The sequence below is a fragment of the Roseobacter sinensis genome (assembly GCF_025755255.1).
Lineage (GTDB): Bacteria > Pseudomonadota > Alphaproteobacteria > Rhodobacterales > Rhodobacteraceae > Roseobacter > Roseobacter sinensis.
The window spans coordinates 203250-220289 of sequence record NZ_JALIEB010000002.1 but is presented as its reverse complement, the minus strand read 5'-3'; the positions used below and the strand labels follow the sequence as shown (position 1 = coordinate 220289).

General features: G+C 63.7%; 18 protein-coding genes. 8 read left to right on the top strand and 10 right to left on the bottom strand.

Translation table 11 applies throughout. The features are described 5' to 3' along the window. Positions 1 to 158: 158 nt before the first annotated feature. Positions 159 to 860, top strand: a complete 702-nt coding sequence (locus tag MUB52_RS03970; RefSeq protein WP_263842898.1) for a hypothetical protein — start codon at positions 159 to 161, stop codon at positions 858 to 860. A 4-nt stretch (positions 861 to 864) separates the two neighbouring features. After that, positions 865 to 1473: a hypothetical protein gene (locus MUB52_RS03965; protein WP_263842897.1), complete on the top strand. Its 609-nt coding sequence runs from the start codon at positions 865 to 867 to the stop codon at positions 1471 to 1473. 7 nt (positions 1474 to 1480) lie between these two features. Here the strand turns inward: MUB52_RS03965 and MUB52_RS03960 are convergent, their stop codons facing one another. Next, positions 1481 to 2209, bottom strand: coding sequence for a Crp/Fnr family transcriptional regulator (locus tag MUB52_RS03960; RefSeq protein WP_263842896.1), 729 nt, complete (start codon positions 2207 to 2209; stop codon positions 1481 to 1483). An 81-nt stretch (positions 2210 to 2290) separates the two neighbouring features. Between MUB52_RS03960 and MUB52_RS03955 the strand changes: the two genes are divergently transcribed. Beyond that, positions 2291 to 2665: a hypothetical protein gene (locus tag MUB52_RS03955; protein ID WP_263842895.1), complete on the top strand. Its 375-nt coding sequence runs from the start codon at positions 2291 to 2293 to the stop codon at positions 2663 to 2665. Positions 2666 to 2835: 170 nt separating this feature from the next. Next, a complete protein-coding gene (locus MUB52_RS03950) occupies positions 2836 to 3360 on the top strand; it encodes a porin family protein (protein ID WP_263842894.1) in 525 nt (174 codons plus the stop codon). 215 nt (positions 3361 to 3575) lie between these two features. Here the strand turns inward: MUB52_RS03950 and carB are convergent, their stop codons facing one another. The 3 genes from carB to MUB52_RS03935 form a co-directional block, all read right to left on the bottom strand. Next, positions 3576 to 6908, bottom strand: a complete 3333-nt coding sequence (gene carB / locus MUB52_RS03945; RefSeq protein WP_263842893.1) for a carbamoyl-phosphate synthase large subunit — start codon at positions 6906 to 6908, stop codon at positions 3576 to 3578. Between the two features lie 174 nt (positions 6909 to 7082). Continuing rightward, positions 7083 to 7718, bottom strand: coding sequence for a VPLPA-CTERM sorting domain-containing protein (locus MUB52_RS03940; RefSeq protein ID WP_263842892.1), 636 nt, complete (start codon positions 7716 to 7718; stop codon positions 7083 to 7085). A gap of 174 nt (positions 7719 to 7892) precedes the next feature. Continuing rightward, positions 7893 to 8651 carry an alpha/beta fold hydrolase gene (locus MUB52_RS03935; RefSeq protein ID WP_263842891.1) on the bottom strand — a complete coding sequence of 253 codons (759 nt, stop codon included), beginning with the start codon at positions 8649 to 8651 and terminating at the stop codon, positions 7893 to 7895. A gap of 78 nt (positions 8652 to 8729) precedes the next feature. Here MUB52_RS03935 and MUB52_RS03930 point away from each other — a divergent pair, with 78 nt between their 5' ends. Beyond that, entirely contained in the window at positions 8730 to 9095 is a 366-nt protein-coding gene (locus MUB52_RS03930; protein ID WP_263842890.1) for a hypothetical protein, read from the top strand. On the opposite strand, the gene MUB52_RS03925 is transcribed toward MUB52_RS03930, so the two are convergent. Next, complete coding sequence (locus MUB52_RS03925; RefSeq protein ID WP_263842889.1) at positions 9052 to 9228, bottom strand: hypothetical protein; 177 nt, start codon at positions 9226 to 9228, stop codon at positions 9052 to 9054. The two genes, MUB52_RS03930 and MUB52_RS03925, sit on opposite strands and share 44 nt — an antisense overlap. Before the next feature lie 205 nt (positions 9229 to 9433). Beyond that, positions 9434 to 10729 carry a serine hydroxymethyltransferase gene (gene glyA, locus MUB52_RS03920; protein ID WP_263842888.1) on the bottom strand — a complete coding sequence of 432 codons (1296 nt, stop codon included), beginning with the start codon at positions 10727 to 10729 and terminating at the stop codon, positions 9434 to 9436. 231 nt (positions 10730 to 10960) lie between these two features. Between glyA and MUB52_RS03915 the strand changes: the two genes are divergently transcribed. Together MUB52_RS03915 and MUB52_RS03910 are read left to right on the top strand one after the other, a co-directional pair. Further along, entirely contained in the window at positions 10961 to 11722 is a 762-nt protein-coding gene (locus MUB52_RS03915; protein ID WP_263842887.1) for an NAD kinase, read from the top strand. Next, the gene (locus MUB52_RS03910; protein ID WP_263842886.1) at positions 11719 to 12948 is read left to right on the top strand and encodes a Coenzyme F420 hydrogenase/dehydrogenase, beta subunit C-terminal domain; all 1230 of its coding nucleotides are present in this window, start codon (positions 11719 to 11721) and stop codon (positions 12946 to 12948) included. Before MUB52_RS03915 ends, MUB52_RS03910 begins: the two co-directional genes overlap by 4 nt. 30 nt (positions 12949 to 12978) lie before the next feature. Here the strand turns inward: MUB52_RS03910 and MUB52_RS03905 are convergent, their stop codons facing one another. The 3 genes from MUB52_RS03905 to MUB52_RS03895 are packed head-to-tail and all read right to left on the bottom strand — an operon-like array spanning position 12979 to position 14539. Then, complete coding sequence (locus MUB52_RS03905; protein WP_263842885.1) at positions 12979 to 13536, bottom strand: SCO family protein; 558 nt, start codon at positions 13534 to 13536, stop codon at positions 12979 to 12981. After that, positions 13536 to 14096 carry a hypothetical protein gene (locus MUB52_RS03900; RefSeq protein WP_263842884.1) on the bottom strand — a complete coding sequence of 187 codons (561 nt, stop codon included), beginning with the start codon at positions 14094 to 14096 and terminating at the stop codon, positions 13536 to 13538. The genes MUB52_RS03905 and MUB52_RS03900 overlap by 1 nt, the downstream gene beginning before the upstream one ends. Beyond that, positions 14096 to 14539: a hypothetical protein gene (locus tag MUB52_RS03895; protein ID WP_263842883.1), complete on the bottom strand. Its 444-nt coding sequence runs from the start codon at positions 14537 to 14539 to the stop codon at positions 14096 to 14098. The genes MUB52_RS03900 and MUB52_RS03895 overlap by 1 nt, the downstream gene beginning before the upstream one ends. Before the next feature lie 183 nt (positions 14540 to 14722). Between MUB52_RS03895 and MUB52_RS03890 the strand changes: the two genes are divergently transcribed. Further along, complete coding sequence (locus tag MUB52_RS03890; protein WP_263842882.1) at positions 14723 to 14932, top strand: CsbD family protein; 210 nt, start codon at positions 14723 to 14725, stop codon at positions 14930 to 14932. 161 nt (positions 14933 to 15093) lie between these two features. Here the strand turns inward: MUB52_RS03890 and MUB52_RS03885 are convergent, their stop codons facing one another. Further along, a complete protein-coding gene (locus tag MUB52_RS03885) occupies positions 15094 to 16983 on the bottom strand; it encodes a propionyl-CoA synthetase (protein ID WP_263842881.1) in 1890 nt (629 codons plus the stop codon). Between the last annotated feature and the right edge of the window lie 57 nt (positions 16984 to 17040).

Here is a 17040-nt window from a genome sequence, read left to right as displayed (position 1 = left end):
ACTCCTTTGAGTTGAACAAATTGATGCTACTATAGATCCCAGCTTAGCATTTTTGGGTGAGCGAAAGTCGATACAGACTTTGAGACAGTAGGAGCTGCCGCATTTCGCCCCTTGAAAGGGCATGTTTTGATCGGCGGGTTTTGGACGGGGAAACAGGCGTGAGCGGCGGTGTCGGGCAAAATCCCGTCTCATGGGTTTGGCGGCGGCTGCATGCGGGGGCCGCGGAGGCGGCTGCGGCGGTGACCTCGCGCAATATCCCCTGGATCGGGAATGTCGCCGGGCTGGCCGGGATCCTCAGTTTTCTGGGCGGGCTCTCGCTTTACGCGGTTTCACTGCTCGACCGTCCCAGCTTCATACCGGATGGCCCGCAAGACCGGCTGAACCAGGCGGAGTTCCCGCCTGGAGCACCGGCACTGCCTTCCGATCCGGCGCGCACGCCGCTCCTTGACCCATCGCCTTTGCATCTGGCTCCGATCAGACGGCTTGCGGGCCTGCCTCACATGCCGGGGGAGGCTCCGTCGGCCCGTCCGTTCGAATCTGCGGCGCTAGAGGTGCCGGTCGGGTCGCCTTTGGTGCGCGCCGAAGCACCGCCGACACGGGTCAGGCTGACGCAGGGCATCCCCCGCCCCTTTCCGCGCCTTCCCTTTACCGTCGAGTCCTGTAGCGGCGGCCCCAAGGTGCAGATCGATCGGGCGGATCTCGACAGTGCGGCGCGCGGTGGGCTGAAAGTCTTCGGTACAATCGCCGGCACCCTGCCTGTGAAGGTCGCCGAGAACTGCTGGATCAGTGGCATCATCTATACGGACGACAAGCGCCACGACTCCGGTGGCACAATCACATTCAGCCGAGAGGAAATGTAAGACGATGGGACATATGTTTGGCGGGGCGCTCTGCGCTCTTGGTCTTTTGGCCTCGGGTGCGGTGGCATGCGACGACCGCGTCGGCGACCGTATTGCAACCAATTCGGATGCGTTCAAGTCGTCAGCCGACGTCTTTTACGGCGATGCGATCATGCCGCTGCGTGTCGCGGCCTATGAGACGCTCCTGCGCACGAACGAGCCGGTTTTCGGGGCGATGGTCGAAGAGGGCAAGGCTTCGCAGGTGACGGCACTTTTCAACACCGCGGTCTTCTGCGAGATGTTCCGGGCCAATGGCTTCTTTGTCCGCGTGACGGGCCTGCCGCCGGATGCGGGTGCGCTGACTGAACCGCAGAAGGCGCAGATCCTCGGACGGGCCTATCAGCTCCCCGTTGTCGAGCGGCATTACGACGAGGGCTGTATCAGCACCTACGCAAATCGTGAGGCGGGCTGCCACCCCAGCTATTTCGTCTCGGCTTCTGGCGGGGTGATCCGCTTTGCTCGGGACCGTGAATCAGGCGAGTTCCGCTGGGTTGACGGGGAGTATATCGGCACCATGAACGTCTGGACCGGATCGGGATATGTGGCGACACCGGCGAGCCTGCAACTGCAATAGGTGTTGCTCAGATCAGTGGCCGCTGCTTGACGGGTTCGAGCTCCATGTTGGCCACCGTGGCGAGATCGGCCAGATCGTGGATCTTCAACTCACCATCGCTCCAGGCCAGCAGTTGGCGTTCGCGCAGGCGGGCGAGCGTCTTGTTGGTGTGCACCAGAGACAGGCCGAGCGCGTCCGCCACATCCTGCTGCTTGAACGGAAAGGGCATGGTGCCATTTCGCACCATCCCCAGCGTCTCACCGCGCTGGAAGATCCGCACGAAAGCCCACGCGATGGCTGAGGTTGCGTCGCGCTGGCCGACAGTGGCCAGCGTGTCGCCCAGAAAATGCTCCTCTGTCGCGGCCAGCCAGGTGATGTCGAAGGCACGGGCCGTCGAGCTTTTGAAGAAGTCAAAGAAGTCGCTGCGGTCGAACACGCAGAGTGTCATATGCGTGGTCGCTTCGACCGAGTGACCCATCTCGCCCAACATGCCGGCTTGCAGGCCGATGAAGTCGCCCGGGAAGATGAAGTTGATGACCTGACGGTTGCCATCCGGCAGCGTCTTGTACCGCAGTCCCATGCCGCGCAGCGCGGTGTAAAGCTGCGGTGCGTTTGATCCTTCCATGAGGATTGGCGTTCCCGGATCGACGGCGAGTTCCCCGGATTTGAAGCGCCGGGTCTTCTCGAGCTCGTCCTGAGTCATATCATCAAAGATGGGTTGGCTGCGGAGGGGGCAAGCCTTGCAGTCGGTCGTCATTATCTACTCCTTGCTATGTCTTAGTTTAATGCAAAGCCCCGCGCTGGGTTCCATAATCGGCTCTCAAAGCGAGGACCGAGCGTGGACAAAACCCTATTCATCGCCATCGTGATCAGCGACCCGCTGGTCTCGCAGGACGCGGCCGGAATCTTTGCCTATTGGCACCCCGGAACCGTGAGCCGCGTCTTCGAGACGGTCGCTGAGGCGCGCGCCGTGCCGCAAGAGGAGTTCAACGCAACACTGGTCTTCGTGGCTGCGCAGAACGGGGCGCTGACACTCGACGGCGCTGACTTCCATTGGTTGGAGCAGCGTCGTGTCATAACGCTCGACTTGCGCGATCGGTTGCATTTCCCGCATTGGCAGCACCTCGTGCGGCCGTTTACGCAGGCGCAGGTGATCGAGGCGGCGCACCGGCTGCTCGATGACAGCGGCCCGAAGCCGGTGGAGGCGGAGTAGCGGCCTTGCCTTGCCTCTTGCGCCTCCCGTCGATGTGGCAAGCTCCACAGTCGTGACAAATATGCACCGCTTGGCTGGGAAGCGCGGGCGCTCATGGTCGAGACCCAAGTTCGCCTTGACACAAATCCGGTCAATTCCGACAAGTAAGTGGGCAACTTATTGAGGCAAATATGAAAAGGATGCAATTCCTTGGCGCGATCGCGCTGGCAACGGCGCTGCCGTTTGCTGTGCAGGCGGAGGGCTTTTATCTTGGCATTCAGGCGGCAACCTTTGATGTGAGCACCGGAACCGTCGACGGCGATGGCAACGGCATAGGTGTTCTGGCCGGGTATCGATTCCAGCTAACGAGCGACTACTATGCCGAAGCGGAGATCGGGTATTCGAAACTCAATGGCGATACCGAGACGGGTCTGTCCGAGTATGACAGCCAGACCTTTCTCGACTTTGGTGTGGGGCGGTATCTGACTGACACAACGTCGCTTTCCGTCCATCTCGGCTATACCGAGATCGACTTCGAGAACAGTGGGTCAGACCTGAGCAGCGACGGTGCAATCATTGGCGTGCAACTGGGCTATGACTTCTCGCCTGTTGATACGATTGCCATCCGAGCCAGCTATTCGGACACCAACGAGAGTACGTTCGACCAGGACAGTGACGGTCGAGTCCTGTCTGTACGCTATGTGCGGCGGTTCTGATCTAAGCACAATAATCGAGACAAGGCGGACCCGAAGGTCCGCCTTTTTGTGTCCGATGTAGCAGACAAGGAGCGTGCCTTCTTTGGGGGCTCTGCCCGCTCACGGCGGGATCTCTTCTTCGGAAACTGCGGCAACTGAGGTCCTTTCAGGGCTCCGACCTTTCGGCGCACAAACTATCCGCTGGACATTCTGCCAGGCAGCGCCCGGACCGTGCCTCACCCCTGAAGCGCTTTAACGCCAACGTCTCCCTCCGCCTGGGCGCGGATGGCGAGGGCGGCGGCGTGGCTGCCGGCGGCGGTGGTGAAGTAGGGAATCTTGTCGTAAAGCGCGATGGAGCGGATCGACTTGGAATCCTCGACCGCCTGGGCGCCCTCGGTTGTGTTCATCACCAGATGGATCTGGTCGTTCTTCATCATGTCGGTCACATCGGGCCGGCCCTCGTAGACCTTGTTGACCGTGTCGCAGTCCATGCCGTGCTCGGTGAGCCAGGCGGCGGTGCCGCGCGTGGCAACGAGGGTAAACCCCTGATCCAGAAGGATGCGCGCGGTGTCGAGCATCTCGTCCGTCTTGTCCATGTCCTTGATCGAGATGAAGGCGCAGCCTGCGGTCGGCAGGGTCATGCCCGCGCCCATCTGCGCCTTGAGAAAGGCGCGGGGGAAGTCGCGGTCCCAGCCCATGACTTCGCCGGTGGAGCGCATCTCGGGGCCGAGGATCGTATCGACGCCGGGGAAGCGCGCAAAGGGCATCACCGCTTCCTTGACCGAGAACCAGGGCATCATCGGGTCGGCCAGTGTCATCGGGTCGGCCAGCGGCAGCACCGTGTCATAGGACGCGGTCGCATCGTAGGGCGGACGGAGCGGGAAGCTTGAGAGCGGCTCACCCGCCATGATCCGCGCAGCGATGGAGGCGATGGCACTGTCGGTTGCCTTGGCGACGAAAGGCACGGTGCGCGAGGCGCGGGGGTTGACCTCAATCAGGTAAATCTCGCCGTTTTGCACCGCGAATTGCACGTTCATCAGGCCCACGACATTGAGCGCGCGGGCCAGCGCGTGGGTCTGCGTTTCGATCTCGGCGATGATCTCGCGCGGGAGCGAGTAGGGCGGCAGGGAGCAGGCGCTGTCGCCGGAGTGCACGCCCGCCTCTTCGATATGCTGCATGATGCCGGCCACATGCACGTCGGTGCCGTCGCAGAGCGCGTCCACGTCCAGCTCCACCGCGCCTGCGAGGTAGCTGTCAAGCAGCACAGGGCTGTCGCCCGAGACAACGACGGCGGAGGTGATGTAGCGCTCCAGGCCGGCTTGATCGCGCACGATCTCCATCGCGCGGCCGCCCAGCACGTAGGATGGGCGGATGACCAGCGGGAAGCCGATATCGGACGCGATGTCCAAGGCTTCGGCATCGGAATGGGCGATGCCGTTCTTGGGCTGCTTGAGGCCGAGGGATTGCACCAGCTGCTGGAACCGTTCGCGGTCTTCGGCCAGGTCAATCGCGTCGGGCGTGGTGCCCAGGATCGGGATGCCTTCGTTTGCCAGCGCCTGGGCGATCTTTAGCGGCGTCTGGCCGCCGAACTGCACGATGACACCGTGCAGCGTGCCGTTCTCCTGCTCGACGCGCAGGATTTCCATGACGTGTTCGAAAGTCAGCGGTTCGAAATAGAGGCGATCCGAGGTGTCGTAGTCGGTGCTGACCGTCTCGGGGTTGCAGTTGACCATGATCGTCTCATAGCCCGCGTCCGTCAGCGCATAGCAGGCGTGGCAGCAGCAGTAGTCAAACTCAATCCCTTGCCCGATCCGATTGGGGCCGCCGCCGAGGATCACGACCTTTTTGCGGTCCGACGGCCGCGCCTCACATTCCACCTCGCCGAAGACGGGGGATTCGTAGGTCGAGTACATATAGGGCGTCTGCGCTTCGAATTCCGCCGCGCAGGTGTCGATGCGTTTGAAGACGGCGGTGACGCCTTCTGCGTGGCGCAGGCTGCGCACCTCGGCCTCGGTCTTGCTGGTGAGCTCAGCCAGGCGCGCGTCGGTGAAGCCCATCATTTTTAGGTGCCGCAGTGCGGTAGCCTCGCGCGGCAGGCCGTTCATGTGCACCTCGGCCTCGGCCTGCACAATCTCGCGGATGCGGGCGAGGAACCAAGGATCGAACATCGTGACGGCATGGATTTCATCGTCGCTCATGCCGTGGCGCATAGCTTGCGCGATGGTGCGCAGCCGGTCGGGTGTCTGCTGGCTGATCGCTTTCACAATGGCGGCCTTGTCCGGCGCGCCCGGAATGTCGATCTCGTTGAAACCGGTCAGGCCCTGCTCCATGGAGGCGAGCGCTTTTTGCATGGACTCGTGTATGGTGCGCCCGATGGACATCACTTCGCCCACCGACTTCATCGCGGTGGTCAGATCGGGCGTGGCCCCGGGGAATTTCTCGAAAGCGAATTTCGGGATCTTGGTGACCACATAGTCTATGGTGGGCTCGAAGCTCGCGGGCGTGACCTTGGTGATATCGTTGTCGAGCTCATCAAGCGTGAAGCCCACGGCAAGCTTGGCGGCAATCTTGGCGATGGGGAAACCTGTCGCCTTGGACGCCAGCGCCGAGGAGCGGCTGACGCGGGGGTTCATCTCGATCACCACCATGCGGCCATCTTCGGGGTTCACCGCCCATTGCACATTGGAGCCGCCCGTCTCCACCCCGATCTCGCGCAGCACCGCGATGGAGTGGTTGCGCATGATCTGGTATTCTTTGTCGGTCAGCGTGAGGGCAGGGGCCACAGTGATCGAGTCGCCCGTGTGCACGCCCATCGGGTCCACGTTTTCGATGGAGCAGACGATGATGGCGTTGTCGGCGGTGTCGCGCACCACCTCCATCTCGTATTCTTTCCAGCCGAGCAGAGACTCGTCCACCAGAATCTGGCCAACAGGGGATGCATCCATGCCCGAGCGGCAGATCGCCTCATAGTCGTCGCGGTTGTAGGCCACGCCGCCGCCGGTGCCGCCCATGGTGAAAGCGGGGCGAATGATCGCGGGCAGGCCCACCTCTTCCAGAGCTTCAAGTGCTACTTGAACTCCGGCTTGTAAGTCTTTCTTTCCATTTGCATCTGTAGGGGCCGTCACAATGGTAGCTCGCGGGTTTTCGATGCCGAGCCGATCCATCGCCTCGCGGAAGAGCTTGCGGTCTTCCGCCATCTCAATGGCGGCGCGCTTGGCCCCGATCATCTCGACACCAAACTTTTCCAGCACGCCCATCTCTTCCAGCGCGAGGGAGGTGTTCAGACCGGTCTGCCCGCCCATGGTGGGCAGCAACGCGTCGGGACGCTCCTTTTCAATGATCTTGGCAACCATCTCGGGCGTGATGGGCTCAATATAGGTGGCGTCGGCCAGGCCAGGGTCGGTCATGATCGTCGCGGGGTTGGAGTTCACCAAGATGACCCGGTAGCCTTCTTCCTTGAGCGCCTTGCAGGCTTGCGCGCCGGAATAGTCGAACTCGCAGGCCTGCCCAATCACGATGGGCCCCGCGCCGATGATCATGATCGATTTGATATCGGTTCTCTTTGGCATGGCGCGACCCCCGGGCAGACGGGCACGCGGGTGTGCCCAAATTGTCCTGCGTTATAGGCAAGCGCGGGCGGGGCGCAAGGGGCGATCGTCGGCAAAACCGGACAATTCGGCTGTGCGAAAGTCAGTCGGAAAGACGTGTGATGGCAGAGCGCAGATGCACCGCTATTCAGACCGCTATTGGCGGGCTTTCCGGCGACGCAGGGCGCCCATCCCCAGCAGCGCAGTCCCGAGCAGAAGGACAGAGGCAGGAACGGGCACGGCTGCGACCGCGGTCACATCGAGATCATCGAGAGACACGGCTCCACTGCCACCCGTTCCACTGCCGCCGTTGTCGAGAGCGAGACGCGATGCGCCCGCAGAGCCGCCGGAGCCGCCAGAGGCCCCCGAGCTGAAGCGCAGCAGGTCGATCGGCGTTCCGGCAAAGGCAACCGGGTCAAAGACTGTCGGTGTCGGGCCCGCTTGGAAGACCTGAGAGGTCACCTCGGCGCCATCACGAAAGCCAACCGCCAGCAGGCTCGCGCCAAGCGGGTCGTCCGTGCTCAATTCAAAAGCGTTCAGCTCGAAAGGATCGCCTAGTGAGCGCACCTCGAAAAAAGAGACGGTCACGTCGGATGTCTTCGGGATGTTGACCGACACGTCGCCTGCATCCGCCTCGAAGGTCACGTTCTGGCCGCCAAACTCCAGCCCATCTACGGTCGATCCTACCACGCTGTCGGCCGCCGAGAAGCTGTTGAAGTTCACGGAGCTCGCACCCACGGCAGCGGCAAGGCCGAGGCCGGCGGAAAATACAAATGTGAACAGGTTTTTCATGGCATCCCGATGATTCGCTCTGCACGGCAGAAATCCGCGCATCATTGATTAAGGCGAAAATGCGCCGAATGGCAAGCAGTATGCTGATATTGCGCGTTAAAAGCGCCCACTACGCGACGTTTCCGATGCAGTATTGGCCGTTGCTGCCCATTGTTTCTGGCTGGGCAACGCTGCTCAGTGGTGAGTCAGGAAAAGCCGCACCGCCGATTCGAATTCGCGCGGCTTGTCTGCGTGAAGCCAGTGGCCGGCACCCGGCAGTTTGGCGAAGCGCGCCTTGGGGAAGAGCGACTTGATCTGCGGACGGTCTGCAGGTGTGACATAATCCGACTCCGCGCCCGAAAGAAAGAGCGTGGGGCCGCTGAAGGCGTCACTCAGCGCGGGAAAGCCGAGGATCTTGTCCATTTCGGCGGCCAGCGCATCGAGGTTCAACCGCCAGCGCTTCTCGACGACATCGAGCGACTGGGTGAAGAAGCTCTGCAGCGCGGGTTCAACTCCTTGCGCCGCAAGCTGTGCTTCAGCATCCGCACGCCGGTTCACGGTGCTCAGGTCGACGGCGCGCATGGCGGTGATGAACTGCATCTGGCTATGGCTGTAAGCAACGGGCGCGATGTCGGCCACGATGAGCCGGTCAACCAGGTCGGGATACCGGCTGGCAAGGACCATCGCGGCCTTTCCGCCCATGGAGTGGCCGACCACATGCGCCGGGCCCCCAAGGTGTTTGATGACCTCGGCCAAATCCTCGGCCATGTCGTCATAGCTATGGCTGTCGCTCCAGGGGCTCTGGCCATGGTTGCGTAGATCAGGCGTGATCACGTGCAGCGCGTTGCTGAGCCGCTTGGCGATCACGCCCCAGTTGCGGCCCGAGCCGTAAAGGCCATGTACGATCAGCGTGGTCGGGGCATCCGCGGTGCCAAATTCGGAATAGCTCAGCATGGGGTCGGGCTAGCGGATTTCGGAAACCCGCACCAGCCCTATTGCGCAGCCCGCGGGCCTGTGGATACGGTCCGGCGCATGTATGAGATCGAGACAGACATGCGCGCTCTGAAGGAGGCTGTGGAAAAGCATCTGGGGATCAAGGGCGCTTCGCTGGGGCAGCAACTCCGACGGGCCGGGCGGCGTCTGCCTCGACACCTGAGAGCGCAGGCCGGACTGCTGGCCGAGGCAGAGGTGCTGGTGGGCAATCCGCGGCTGTTGCGCCAGCTGGACGAGGCGCGCGTTGCGCGGGCGCTGGACGATGTCGGCACCTATCTCCGCGGGATCGACCGGGCAGAGGCGCGGCGCACGCGCCTGCTGTCGATTGCCGCGGTGATCGCATTCAATCTGATTCTGCTCTTTACGGCTGTTGTGGTTGTGCTGCGGTTGCGGGGGCTGATCTGAGCGGGTCGATCTGGGCCGCAGTGCTGCCGGGACAGGTCACGGTCTCTGCGTCGGCCAGCTTGGCCGAGACCAGTGCGGCGATGACAACCAGCACCATCAGAACGGTCGGGGGAGCCTGGAAGGGCAATCGCATGGGAAACTCTCCTGTCGGTCGCGAACATCTCTTGTACGCAGAGGACGAACGTTTCCGTCGCAGAGTTATTCCATGTGATCGGGGGCCCCGGGGCAAAAGGTGGCCTGAAGCCCACCCGACCTGTTAGGAGACCCCGCCGTGCCCGGATGACAAACAGCACGGCAGGCAGGTGGGGTGGGCCTTGGGCCACCCCTCGTTCCGCGGCTCAAAGATCCGGATAGATCGGGAAGCGCGCGCAGAGCTCGGCGACCTCGGCCTTCACCTTGGCTTCGACCGCGCCGTTACCTTCTTCGCCGTTTGCCGCCAGCCCGTCGACCACCTCGATGATCCAATCGGCAATCTGGCGGAATTCCGGCTCTCCGAAACCCCGGGTCGTGCCCGCGGGGGAGCCGAGGCGGATGCCGGAGGTCACGGTTGGTTTCTCGGGGTCGAAGGGCACGCCGTTCTTGTTGCAGGTGATATGCGCGCGGCCCAGAGCTTTCTCGGTCGCGTTGCCCTTCACGCCTTTCGGACGCAGATCGACCAGCAGCACATGGGTATCGGTGCCATGGGTCACCGTGTCGAGCCCGCCCTTGATCAGCTGATCGGAGAGCGCCTGCGCATTCGCGATGACTTGGCTGATATAGCTCTTGAATTCGGGCCGCAGCGCTTCCCCGAACGCCACAGCCTTGGCGGCGATCACATGCATCAGCGGCCCGCCCTGGATGCCGGGGAAGATCGCCGAGTTGAACTTCTTCGCCAGCACTTCGTCATTGGTCAGGATCATCCCGCCGCGTGGGCCGCGCAGGGTCTTGTGGGTTGTTGTGGTCGCGACATGCGCATGCGGGAAGGGTGAGGGATGCTCACCCGCCGCCACCAGCCCTGCAAAATGTGCCATGTCCACATGCAGATAGGCGCCCACGCTGTCGGCGATCTCGCGCATCCTGGCAAAGTCGATCTGGCGCGGGATGGCCGAGCCCCCGGCGATGATCATCTTCGGCTGATGCTCCTTGGCAAGGGCCGCGACCTGATCATAGTCCAGCATGTTGTCCTGCTTGCGCACGCCGTACTGCACCGCGTTGAACCACTTGCCGGACTGGTTCGGCTTGGCGCCATGGGTCAGGTGGCCGCCCGCATCGAGGCTCATGCCCAAAATCGTGTCGCCCGGTTGCAGCACCGCCTGGAACACCCCCTGGTTCGCCTGGCTGCCGGAGTTCGGCTGCACGTTGGCGAAACCGCACCCAAAGAGTTTGCAGGCGCGCTCGATCGCCAACTCCTCGGCGATGTCGACGAATTGGCAGCCGCCGTAATAGCGCCGCCCTGGGTAGCCTTCGGCGTATTTGTTCGTCATGACCGAGCCCTGCGCCTCCATCACCGCGGCTGAGACGATGTTTTCGGAGGCAATAAGCTCGATCTCGTCGCGCTGGCGGCCCAGCTCTTGGCGGATGGCGCCGAAAATCTCGGGGTCGCTCTCGGCCAGCGGTTGCGTGAAGAAGCCAGGGGCACGGTGCGGGGCGTTCATGGGGCGGTCTCCCTCTCGAGTGAACATGTGATGCGGTGCCCTATCGGACACTGAGGCGCCGGAAAAGGCAGGACAGCGACCTGTCGACCGATCGCTGCCGCCGTCATAAGGGCTTGGGCCGGATCGTGCAATCGTGCGGGGCGCGCCATTTCGGCGCGATGCCGGCGATACTGGTCAGCGCGCGGGATATGTGATTGTTTCGGATCGATAAGTCCCGGATCGGAAACATCCATGCCTGACAAGATCGCTTTCACCGCCGCCCATGCCGAGGTTGCGCAGACCGCCCGGGCGGCTCTGATTACGCGTTACGGCAATGTCCCGCTGGAGGACGCGGACGTGATCGTCGCACTGGGCGGCGACGGCTTCATGCTGCAGACGCTGCACGCAGCTCAGCATCTGAGCGCACCGGTCTACGGCATGAACCGCGGCACGATCGGATTTCTGATGAACACCTACTCCGAGACCGATCTGCCCGCGCGGCTCGCCGCCGCCGAGGAGGCCGAGCTCAACCCCCTCAGCATGGTCGCCACCGGTGCCGACGGCACGGTGACGCATGCGCTCGCGATCAACGAGGTGTCCCTCCTGCGCGCAGGGCCACAGGCCGCGAAGCTGAAGATCACCGTGGACGGGCGGTTGCGCATGGCGGAGTTGGTGTGCGACGGCGCGCTGGTCAGTACGCCCGCAGGCTCGACGGCCTACAACTACTCCGCCCACGGCCCGATCCTGCCGATCGGGTCGGAGGTGCTGGCCCTGACGGCGATGAGCGCCTTCCGCCCCCGCCGCTGGCGTGGGGCGCTGCTGCCCAAGACTGCCGTTGTTGAAATCGAAGTGCTGGAGCCGGAAAAGCGCCCGGTCATGGCCGAGGCCGACGCGAATTCGGTCACCGACGTGATCCGCGTAAAGATCCAGTCGGACGCTTCGGTGGTGCACCGCATCCTCTTCGATCCGGGCCATGGGCTGGAAGAGCGGCTGATCAACGAGCAGTTCACATGATCCTGACGCCTGAGGTCGGCCCGGCGGCCACCCGCGGGCTCTGCACAGATTGCGGCGTCTCACGCATGACAAACGCGAAGGCCTGCGGCCACGCCTGCCAGTTCATCGCGCCGGATTATCCCGGGCTGGAGGCCCGCGTGCACGGGCGCGCGCGCGGCGCGGGCGACGAGCTTTTCTTCGGCCCGTTTCAGGCCATGTATCGCGCCGAGATGGTGGCACCCCGAGACGGCGCGCAATGGACCGGCATCACCACAGCGCTCGGCGCACGGCTGTTGGAGCAGGGCGCGGTGCAGGCGGTTCTGACCATGGTGCCCGATGCCGAGGACCGCTGGCGCCCGCGGCCCGCGTTGATCACGGAGGCCGCGGATATGGCGCAGGCCCGGGGAATGCGCATGGGCTATGCGCCGCTGCTGGCCCTGCTCGAAGACGCGCAGGCGCAGGGCTTGACCCGGCTGGCGGTGATCGGCATCCCCTGCCAGATCTACGCGCTGCGCTGCCTCGAAGCCGAGCTGGGGTTCGAACGGCTCTACGTGATCGGCACACCGTGTTCGGACAATACGAGCACGGAGAACTTTCATCAGTTTCTCGGCCTGTTGGACGAGGACCCGGGCAGCATCACCTATCTGGAGTTCCGCGCGGACTATAAGGTGGAGCTGCGTTTTGCCGACGGGCGCCAGCGGCTGATCCCCTTTCTGTCGCTGCCCATTTCGGACCTGCCGTCCGACTTCTTCCCCCTGACCTGCCGCACCTGCGTCGACTACACCAATGTGCTTGCGGATATCACTGTCGGTTACATGGGCGGCGAAGGCCAGCAATGGCTGCTGGTGCGCAATGACCAGGGCGCCGAGATGCTGGCAGGCCTGGGCGACGCTATCCGTTTGAGCGCGCCAGGCAGCGCGGGCAAGCGCGCAGGTGCCGTGAAAGGCTTTGTCGCCAACACCGAACGCGCCGCCGGTGGCCTGCCGCTCAGACGCATGCCGCGCTGGCTGCGCCCACTGGTCAGCTGGCTGCAACCCCGCCTCGGCCCGCGGGGGCTGGAATTCGCCCGCGCGCGCTTGGAGATGAAAGCGGCCGAAACCATCCTTCACCTGCGCCGCGCGGCGCCCGCGAAGATGAAGAACATGGTGCCCCAGCATGTCTGGGACATCGCCGCGCCCTACGGGCTGACGCCCACAGCGGACGAACGGCCGTCTTCTTCTGGCCAGAAATATCCCGGGGGAGACTGAGCCGAAAGGCTCAGGCGGGGGCTGGCCCCCTTACCCGCGCGGGGTCAGATAGCCCCGGACGATGTCGGCGGCCCGTTCCGCATCCAGCACCGGCGGCATCAGCGTCAGCATCTCACCCTGCCCGTCGAGCAGGTAGATGAAACTGCCATGCGCGTAGACCCAGCCATGCTCGGGGTCCTGAAAGAGCGGCTCCACCTCGACGGCAAAGGCGTCATAGGCTTTCTGCAAATCCGCCGCGCCACCGGTCAAGCCTATGAAATCCGGATGAATGTCAGCCAAGAGCGCCCCCATGGTCTCGACCCGGTCCTGCTCGGGTGCGACGGTGATCATCACCGGCGTGACAGCGATCTTCTCCGCTGCCAGCACCTCTGCCACCTCCGCCATCAGCGGCAGGGCGGCGGAGCAGATGTTGAGGCAATTGGCATAACCGAAAAACAGCAGCTGCGCATGGCCGCCTGGGTCGGCCTCAGTCCGCGTCTCACCATGCTGGTTGGTGAGCGCATAGGCCCCGCCCAGATCGAAGGGCAGGGGCGCCTCGGCCGAAGCGCTGCCCGCCAGAGTGATCGCCAGCGCCAGCGCCCGCAGCATCAGAAGTTCTCTTCGGCGTAGGTCTCGTCGGCCTCAAGGCCGAGGCCAAGATAGCCTTCGGTTGCGATGATCTCCTTGATGCGCGGATCGCGGCGGAACCACGGACCCTTGCCCGCGGCCTCGGGGTGCGCCTCGGCCCATTTTTTTGTCCAGGTGTTGGCCTTGATCCAATCAGCGTCCCCCGCATTGATCCGCTGCACCAGGTAGATGTTGCGGGCACCCAACTCCTCGTCTTCGATCATCAGACCATCGACTTCGATCACCTGTCCGCAGAAGGGCGCAAGCTCGGCCACAGCACCCGTAAAGGCAGGTTGCGAGTTCTTCATGGGCAGCACCATCACATCGTCGGCAGTGCGGATCAGCCCCAACTGACGCGCCCCGTCGCCGCAATTCTCGGGGCAGTCGCCGCTCAGCTCACAGAGCACATCGACAACCGTCGCCTCGAAGCGCGCGGGCACTTCCGCATAGAGGTTCCAGGACTGCGCCTCGGATCCTTCGGAGAAATCCTGTGCAGCGAGGGGGGTGGCGACGAGGGCGATGAGAGAAAGGAACTTGCGCATCAGTCGGGCTCCGGAAACGAGAAGGGCGGCACGGTGCCATAGTCTTCATGGGTGGGGTTCACGATATCCATATCGGTGACAACCTCGCTGACAACGATGTAGTTGAGCCCGTCGCGCTCGTAGAACATGCCATCCGCGGTCACAGTATGTGCCGCGAGGCTGAGCTGGGTGTCGCCACTCGCGGACCCCGCATCCTGCGCGATCTTCAGCACCATGTAGACAGTGCCATCCTCGGCCAGCAGACCGACCGGGATGCCGCCCGCGGAGCACCACAGCGCGCAGGTGTGATGCGCCGAGCCCACCACCGCGTCGGGCCCGCCCATGACACCGGAGTAGTAACACCAGGTATCGATGATCTCTCCGGTCACCTGGATCCGGGTGCCCTCGGCAGCGCTGGCCGGCAGGGCCAAGCCGCAAAAGAGCAGCGGCAACAGTCTTCGCATAGGTCATCTCCTGTCTGACGTTGCGGAAAGACTAGGACGCGCCGGGTCGTCACGCAATGCGCGAAAACCGGCCGGTCGATCACGATTTCCTCGGAACTATTCGGGAGCCTCGGCGTTCGGACTACAAGAGCATGTGATGCGCATGTGCTTGGTTCAACGAGATCAACTGCAAAGGAGAGACCAATGAACTGGGACATTATCAAAGGCAACTGGAAACAGATGAAAGGTCAGATCCAATCCAAGTGGGGTGAACTGACGGACGATGAGATCGAGCAGGCCGAGGGCGACCGTGAGCGCCTCGCCGGGCTCATCCAGGAGCGTTACGGGGTGGCCAAGGACGAGGCAGAACGCCAGATTGACGCCTTCATCGCAGAGCATAAGTCAGCCGCGTAATTACCTCGTCGCGACTGATTTCTTAAAGGGCGGTCCCGTTGGGACCGTCCTTTTACGTTTCAGCTGCCGCTCTGGCGCAACGGTTGAGCCGGGAGCGCGCCCACCGGGCCGGGCGGCGCCAGCGCCGCCCGGCCCGGTGGGCGCGCCGCCCCGCGGCGCCGTCAACTGGCGTAGCCGACGGTTTGCAGCGCGGCCCGGATTTCATCGAGGATAGCCGGGTCGTCGATGGTGGCGGGTATCTTGAACGCCTGGTTGTCGGCGATCTTCACCACCGTGCCGCGCAGGATCTTGCCCGAGCGGGTCTTGGGCAGGCGGTCGACAACCACCGCCGTCTTGAAGGCCGCGACGGGACCGATCTGCTCGCGCACGAGCCTGACGCACTCGGCCGTGATCTCGTCATGCGGCCGGTTCACGCCGGTGGTCAGGCACAACAAGCCCAGCGGAGACTGACCCTTGAGCGCATCGGCCACGCCCACGACGGCGCATTCCGCCACATCCGGGTGGGAGGCCAGCACCTCTTCCATCGCGCCGGTCGACAGGCGATGGCCCGCCACGTTGATCACATCATCTGTGCGCGCCATGATATAGAGGTAGCCATCATCGTCGATCATGCCGGCATCCCCGGTTTCATAGTACCCCGGGAAGGTCGTCAGATAGCTCTTGCGGAAGCGATCGGTCGCGTTCCAGAGCGTCGGCAGCGTCCCCGGTGGCAGTGGCAGTTTGATCGCGATGGCCCCCAGCTCTCCGGGCTTTTGCGGGTGACCGGCTTCGTCGAGGATCTGCACGTCGTAGCCCGGCATCGCGACCGTCGGCGAGCCGATCTTGACCGGGAGCGCTTCGAGGCCTGCCGGGTTGCCCGCGATGGTGTAGCCCGTTTCCGTCTGCCACCAGTGGTCGTAGACCGGGACTTGGAGCAGCTCTTGCGCCCACTCGATGGTGTCAGGATCGGCCCGCTCGCCCGCAAGGTAAAGCGCCCGCAGGCCCGAGAGGTCGTATTTCTGCTTATAGGTGCCTTTGGGATCCTCCCGCTTTACGGCCCGGATGGCGGTGGGCGCGGTGAAGAAGCTGCGCACGTTGTGCTCGGCAATGACGCGCCAGAAGGTGCCCGCATCCGGGGTTCCGACGGGCTTTCCCTCGAAGACCACCGTGGTGTTGCCATGGATGAGCGGGGCGTAGCAGATATAGCTGTGGCCGACGACCCAGCCCACGTCCGATGCCGCCCAGAAGACGTCGCCCGGATCGCACTGGTAGATGTTCTTCATCGTCCAGTTCAGCGCCACGAGATGCCCGCCCGTCGGGCGCACGACACCCTTGGGCGCCCCCGTGGTGCCGGAGGTGTAAAGAATGTAGGCCGGGTGATTGCCTTCGACGGGCACGCAGTCCGCCGGCGTCACACCCTCTTGCGCTTCGTGCCAGTCGAGATCGCGGCCCGGGATCAACTCGGCCCGCTCCTGGTCCCGCTGCAGAATGATGCAGACGTCGGGTGTATGCGCGGCCAGGTCGATGGCGCCGTCCAGCAGCGGCTTGTAGTGGATCACCCGGCCCGGCTCGAGCCCGCAGGAGGCGGCGATGATCGCCTTGGGCTGGCAGTCATCGATGCGCACCGCGAGCTCATGCGCGGCAAAGCCGCCGAAGACAACGGAGTGGATCGCCCCGATGCGCGCGCAGGCGAGCATCGCTTCGAGTGCCTCGGGCACCATCGGCATGTAGACGATGACCCGGTCGCCCTTGCGGACGCCTTGGGCGACCAGGGCTCCCGCAAGACTTGCGACGCGCGCTTGCAGCTCGGCATAGGTGAGAGTGCTCTTGGTCCCGGTGATCGGGCTGTCGTGGATAATCGCCGGCTGATCGCCGCGCCCTTGCTCGACATGCCGATCGACCGCATTGTAGCAGCCGTTCGTCAGCCCGTCGGCGAACCACTCGTAGAGATCGTCGCCGCGGTCGAACAGCGCCTTGCTTGGGGGTCTTGTCCAGTGGATGGCCTCCGCCGCCTGCATCCAGAACCCTTCGGGATCGGCCATGCTGCTCTCGTAAGTGGCACGGTAGGTCATGGCCACATCTCCCCCTTTTAGGTCCTCGGCGCTATGGTTAAGCGCAAGCTGCGGGGG

Excerpts from the sequence above, each read along its gene's own strand:
- MUB52_RS03965 (WP_263842897.1), top strand. The coding sequence starts at position 865 with ATGGGACATATGTTTGGCGGGGCGCTCTGCGCTCTTGGTCTTTTGGCC.
- MUB52_RS03960 (WP_263842896.1), bottom strand. The coding sequence starts at position 2,209 with ATGACGACCGACTGCAAGGCTTGCCCCCTCCGCAGCCAACCCATCTTT.
- MUB52_RS03950 (WP_263842894.1), top strand. The coding sequence starts at position 2,836 with ATGAAAAGGATGCAATTCCTTGGCGCGATCGCGCTGGCAACGGCGCTG.
- carB (WP_263842893.1), bottom strand. The coding sequence starts at position 6,908 with ATGCCAAAGAGAACCGATATCAAATCGATCATGATCATCGGCGCGGGG.
- MUB52_RS03940 (WP_263842892.1), bottom strand. The coding sequence starts at position 7,718 with ATGAAAAACCTGTTCACATTTGTATTTTCCGCCGGCCTCGGCCTTGCC.
- MUB52_RS03935 (WP_263842891.1), bottom strand. The coding sequence starts at position 8,651 with ATGCTGAGCTATTCCGAATTTGGCACCGCGGATGCCCCGACCACGCTG.
- MUB52_RS03930 (WP_263842890.1), top strand. The coding sequence starts at position 8,730 with ATGTATGAGATCGAGACAGACATGCGCGCTCTGAAGGAGGCTGTGGAA.
- MUB52_RS03925 (WP_263842889.1), bottom strand. The coding sequence starts at position 9,228 with ATGCGATTGCCCTTCCAGGCTCCCCCGACCGTTCTGATGGTGCTGGTT.
- glyA (WP_263842888.1), bottom strand. The coding sequence starts at position 10,729 with ATGAACGCCCCGCACCGTGCCCCTGGCTTCTTCACGCAACCGCTGGCC.
- MUB52_RS03915 (WP_263842887.1), top strand. The coding sequence starts at position 10,961 with ATGCCTGACAAGATCGCTTTCACCGCCGCCCATGCCGAGGTTGCGCAG.
- MUB52_RS03910 (WP_263842886.1), top strand. The coding sequence starts at position 11,719 with ATGATCCTGACGCCTGAGGTCGGCCCGGCGGCCACCCGCGGGCTCTGC.
- MUB52_RS03905 (WP_263842885.1), bottom strand. The coding sequence starts at position 13,536 with ATGCTGCGGGCGCTGGCGCTGGCGATCACTCTGGCGGGCAGCGCTTCG.
- MUB52_RS03900 (WP_263842884.1), bottom strand. The coding sequence starts at position 14,096 with ATGCGCAAGTTCCTTTCTCTCATCGCCCTCGTCGCCACCCCCCTCGCT.
- MUB52_RS03895 (WP_263842883.1), bottom strand. The coding sequence starts at position 14,539 with ATGCGAAGACTGTTGCCGCTGCTCTTTTGCGGCTTGGCCCTGCCGGCC.
- MUB52_RS03890 (WP_263842882.1), top strand. The coding sequence starts at position 14,723 with ATGAACTGGGACATTATCAAAGGCAACTGGAAACAGATGAAAGGTCAG.
- MUB52_RS03885 (WP_263842881.1), bottom strand. The coding sequence starts at position 16,983 with ATGACCTACCGTGCCACTTACGAGAGCAGCATGGCCGATCCCGAAGGG.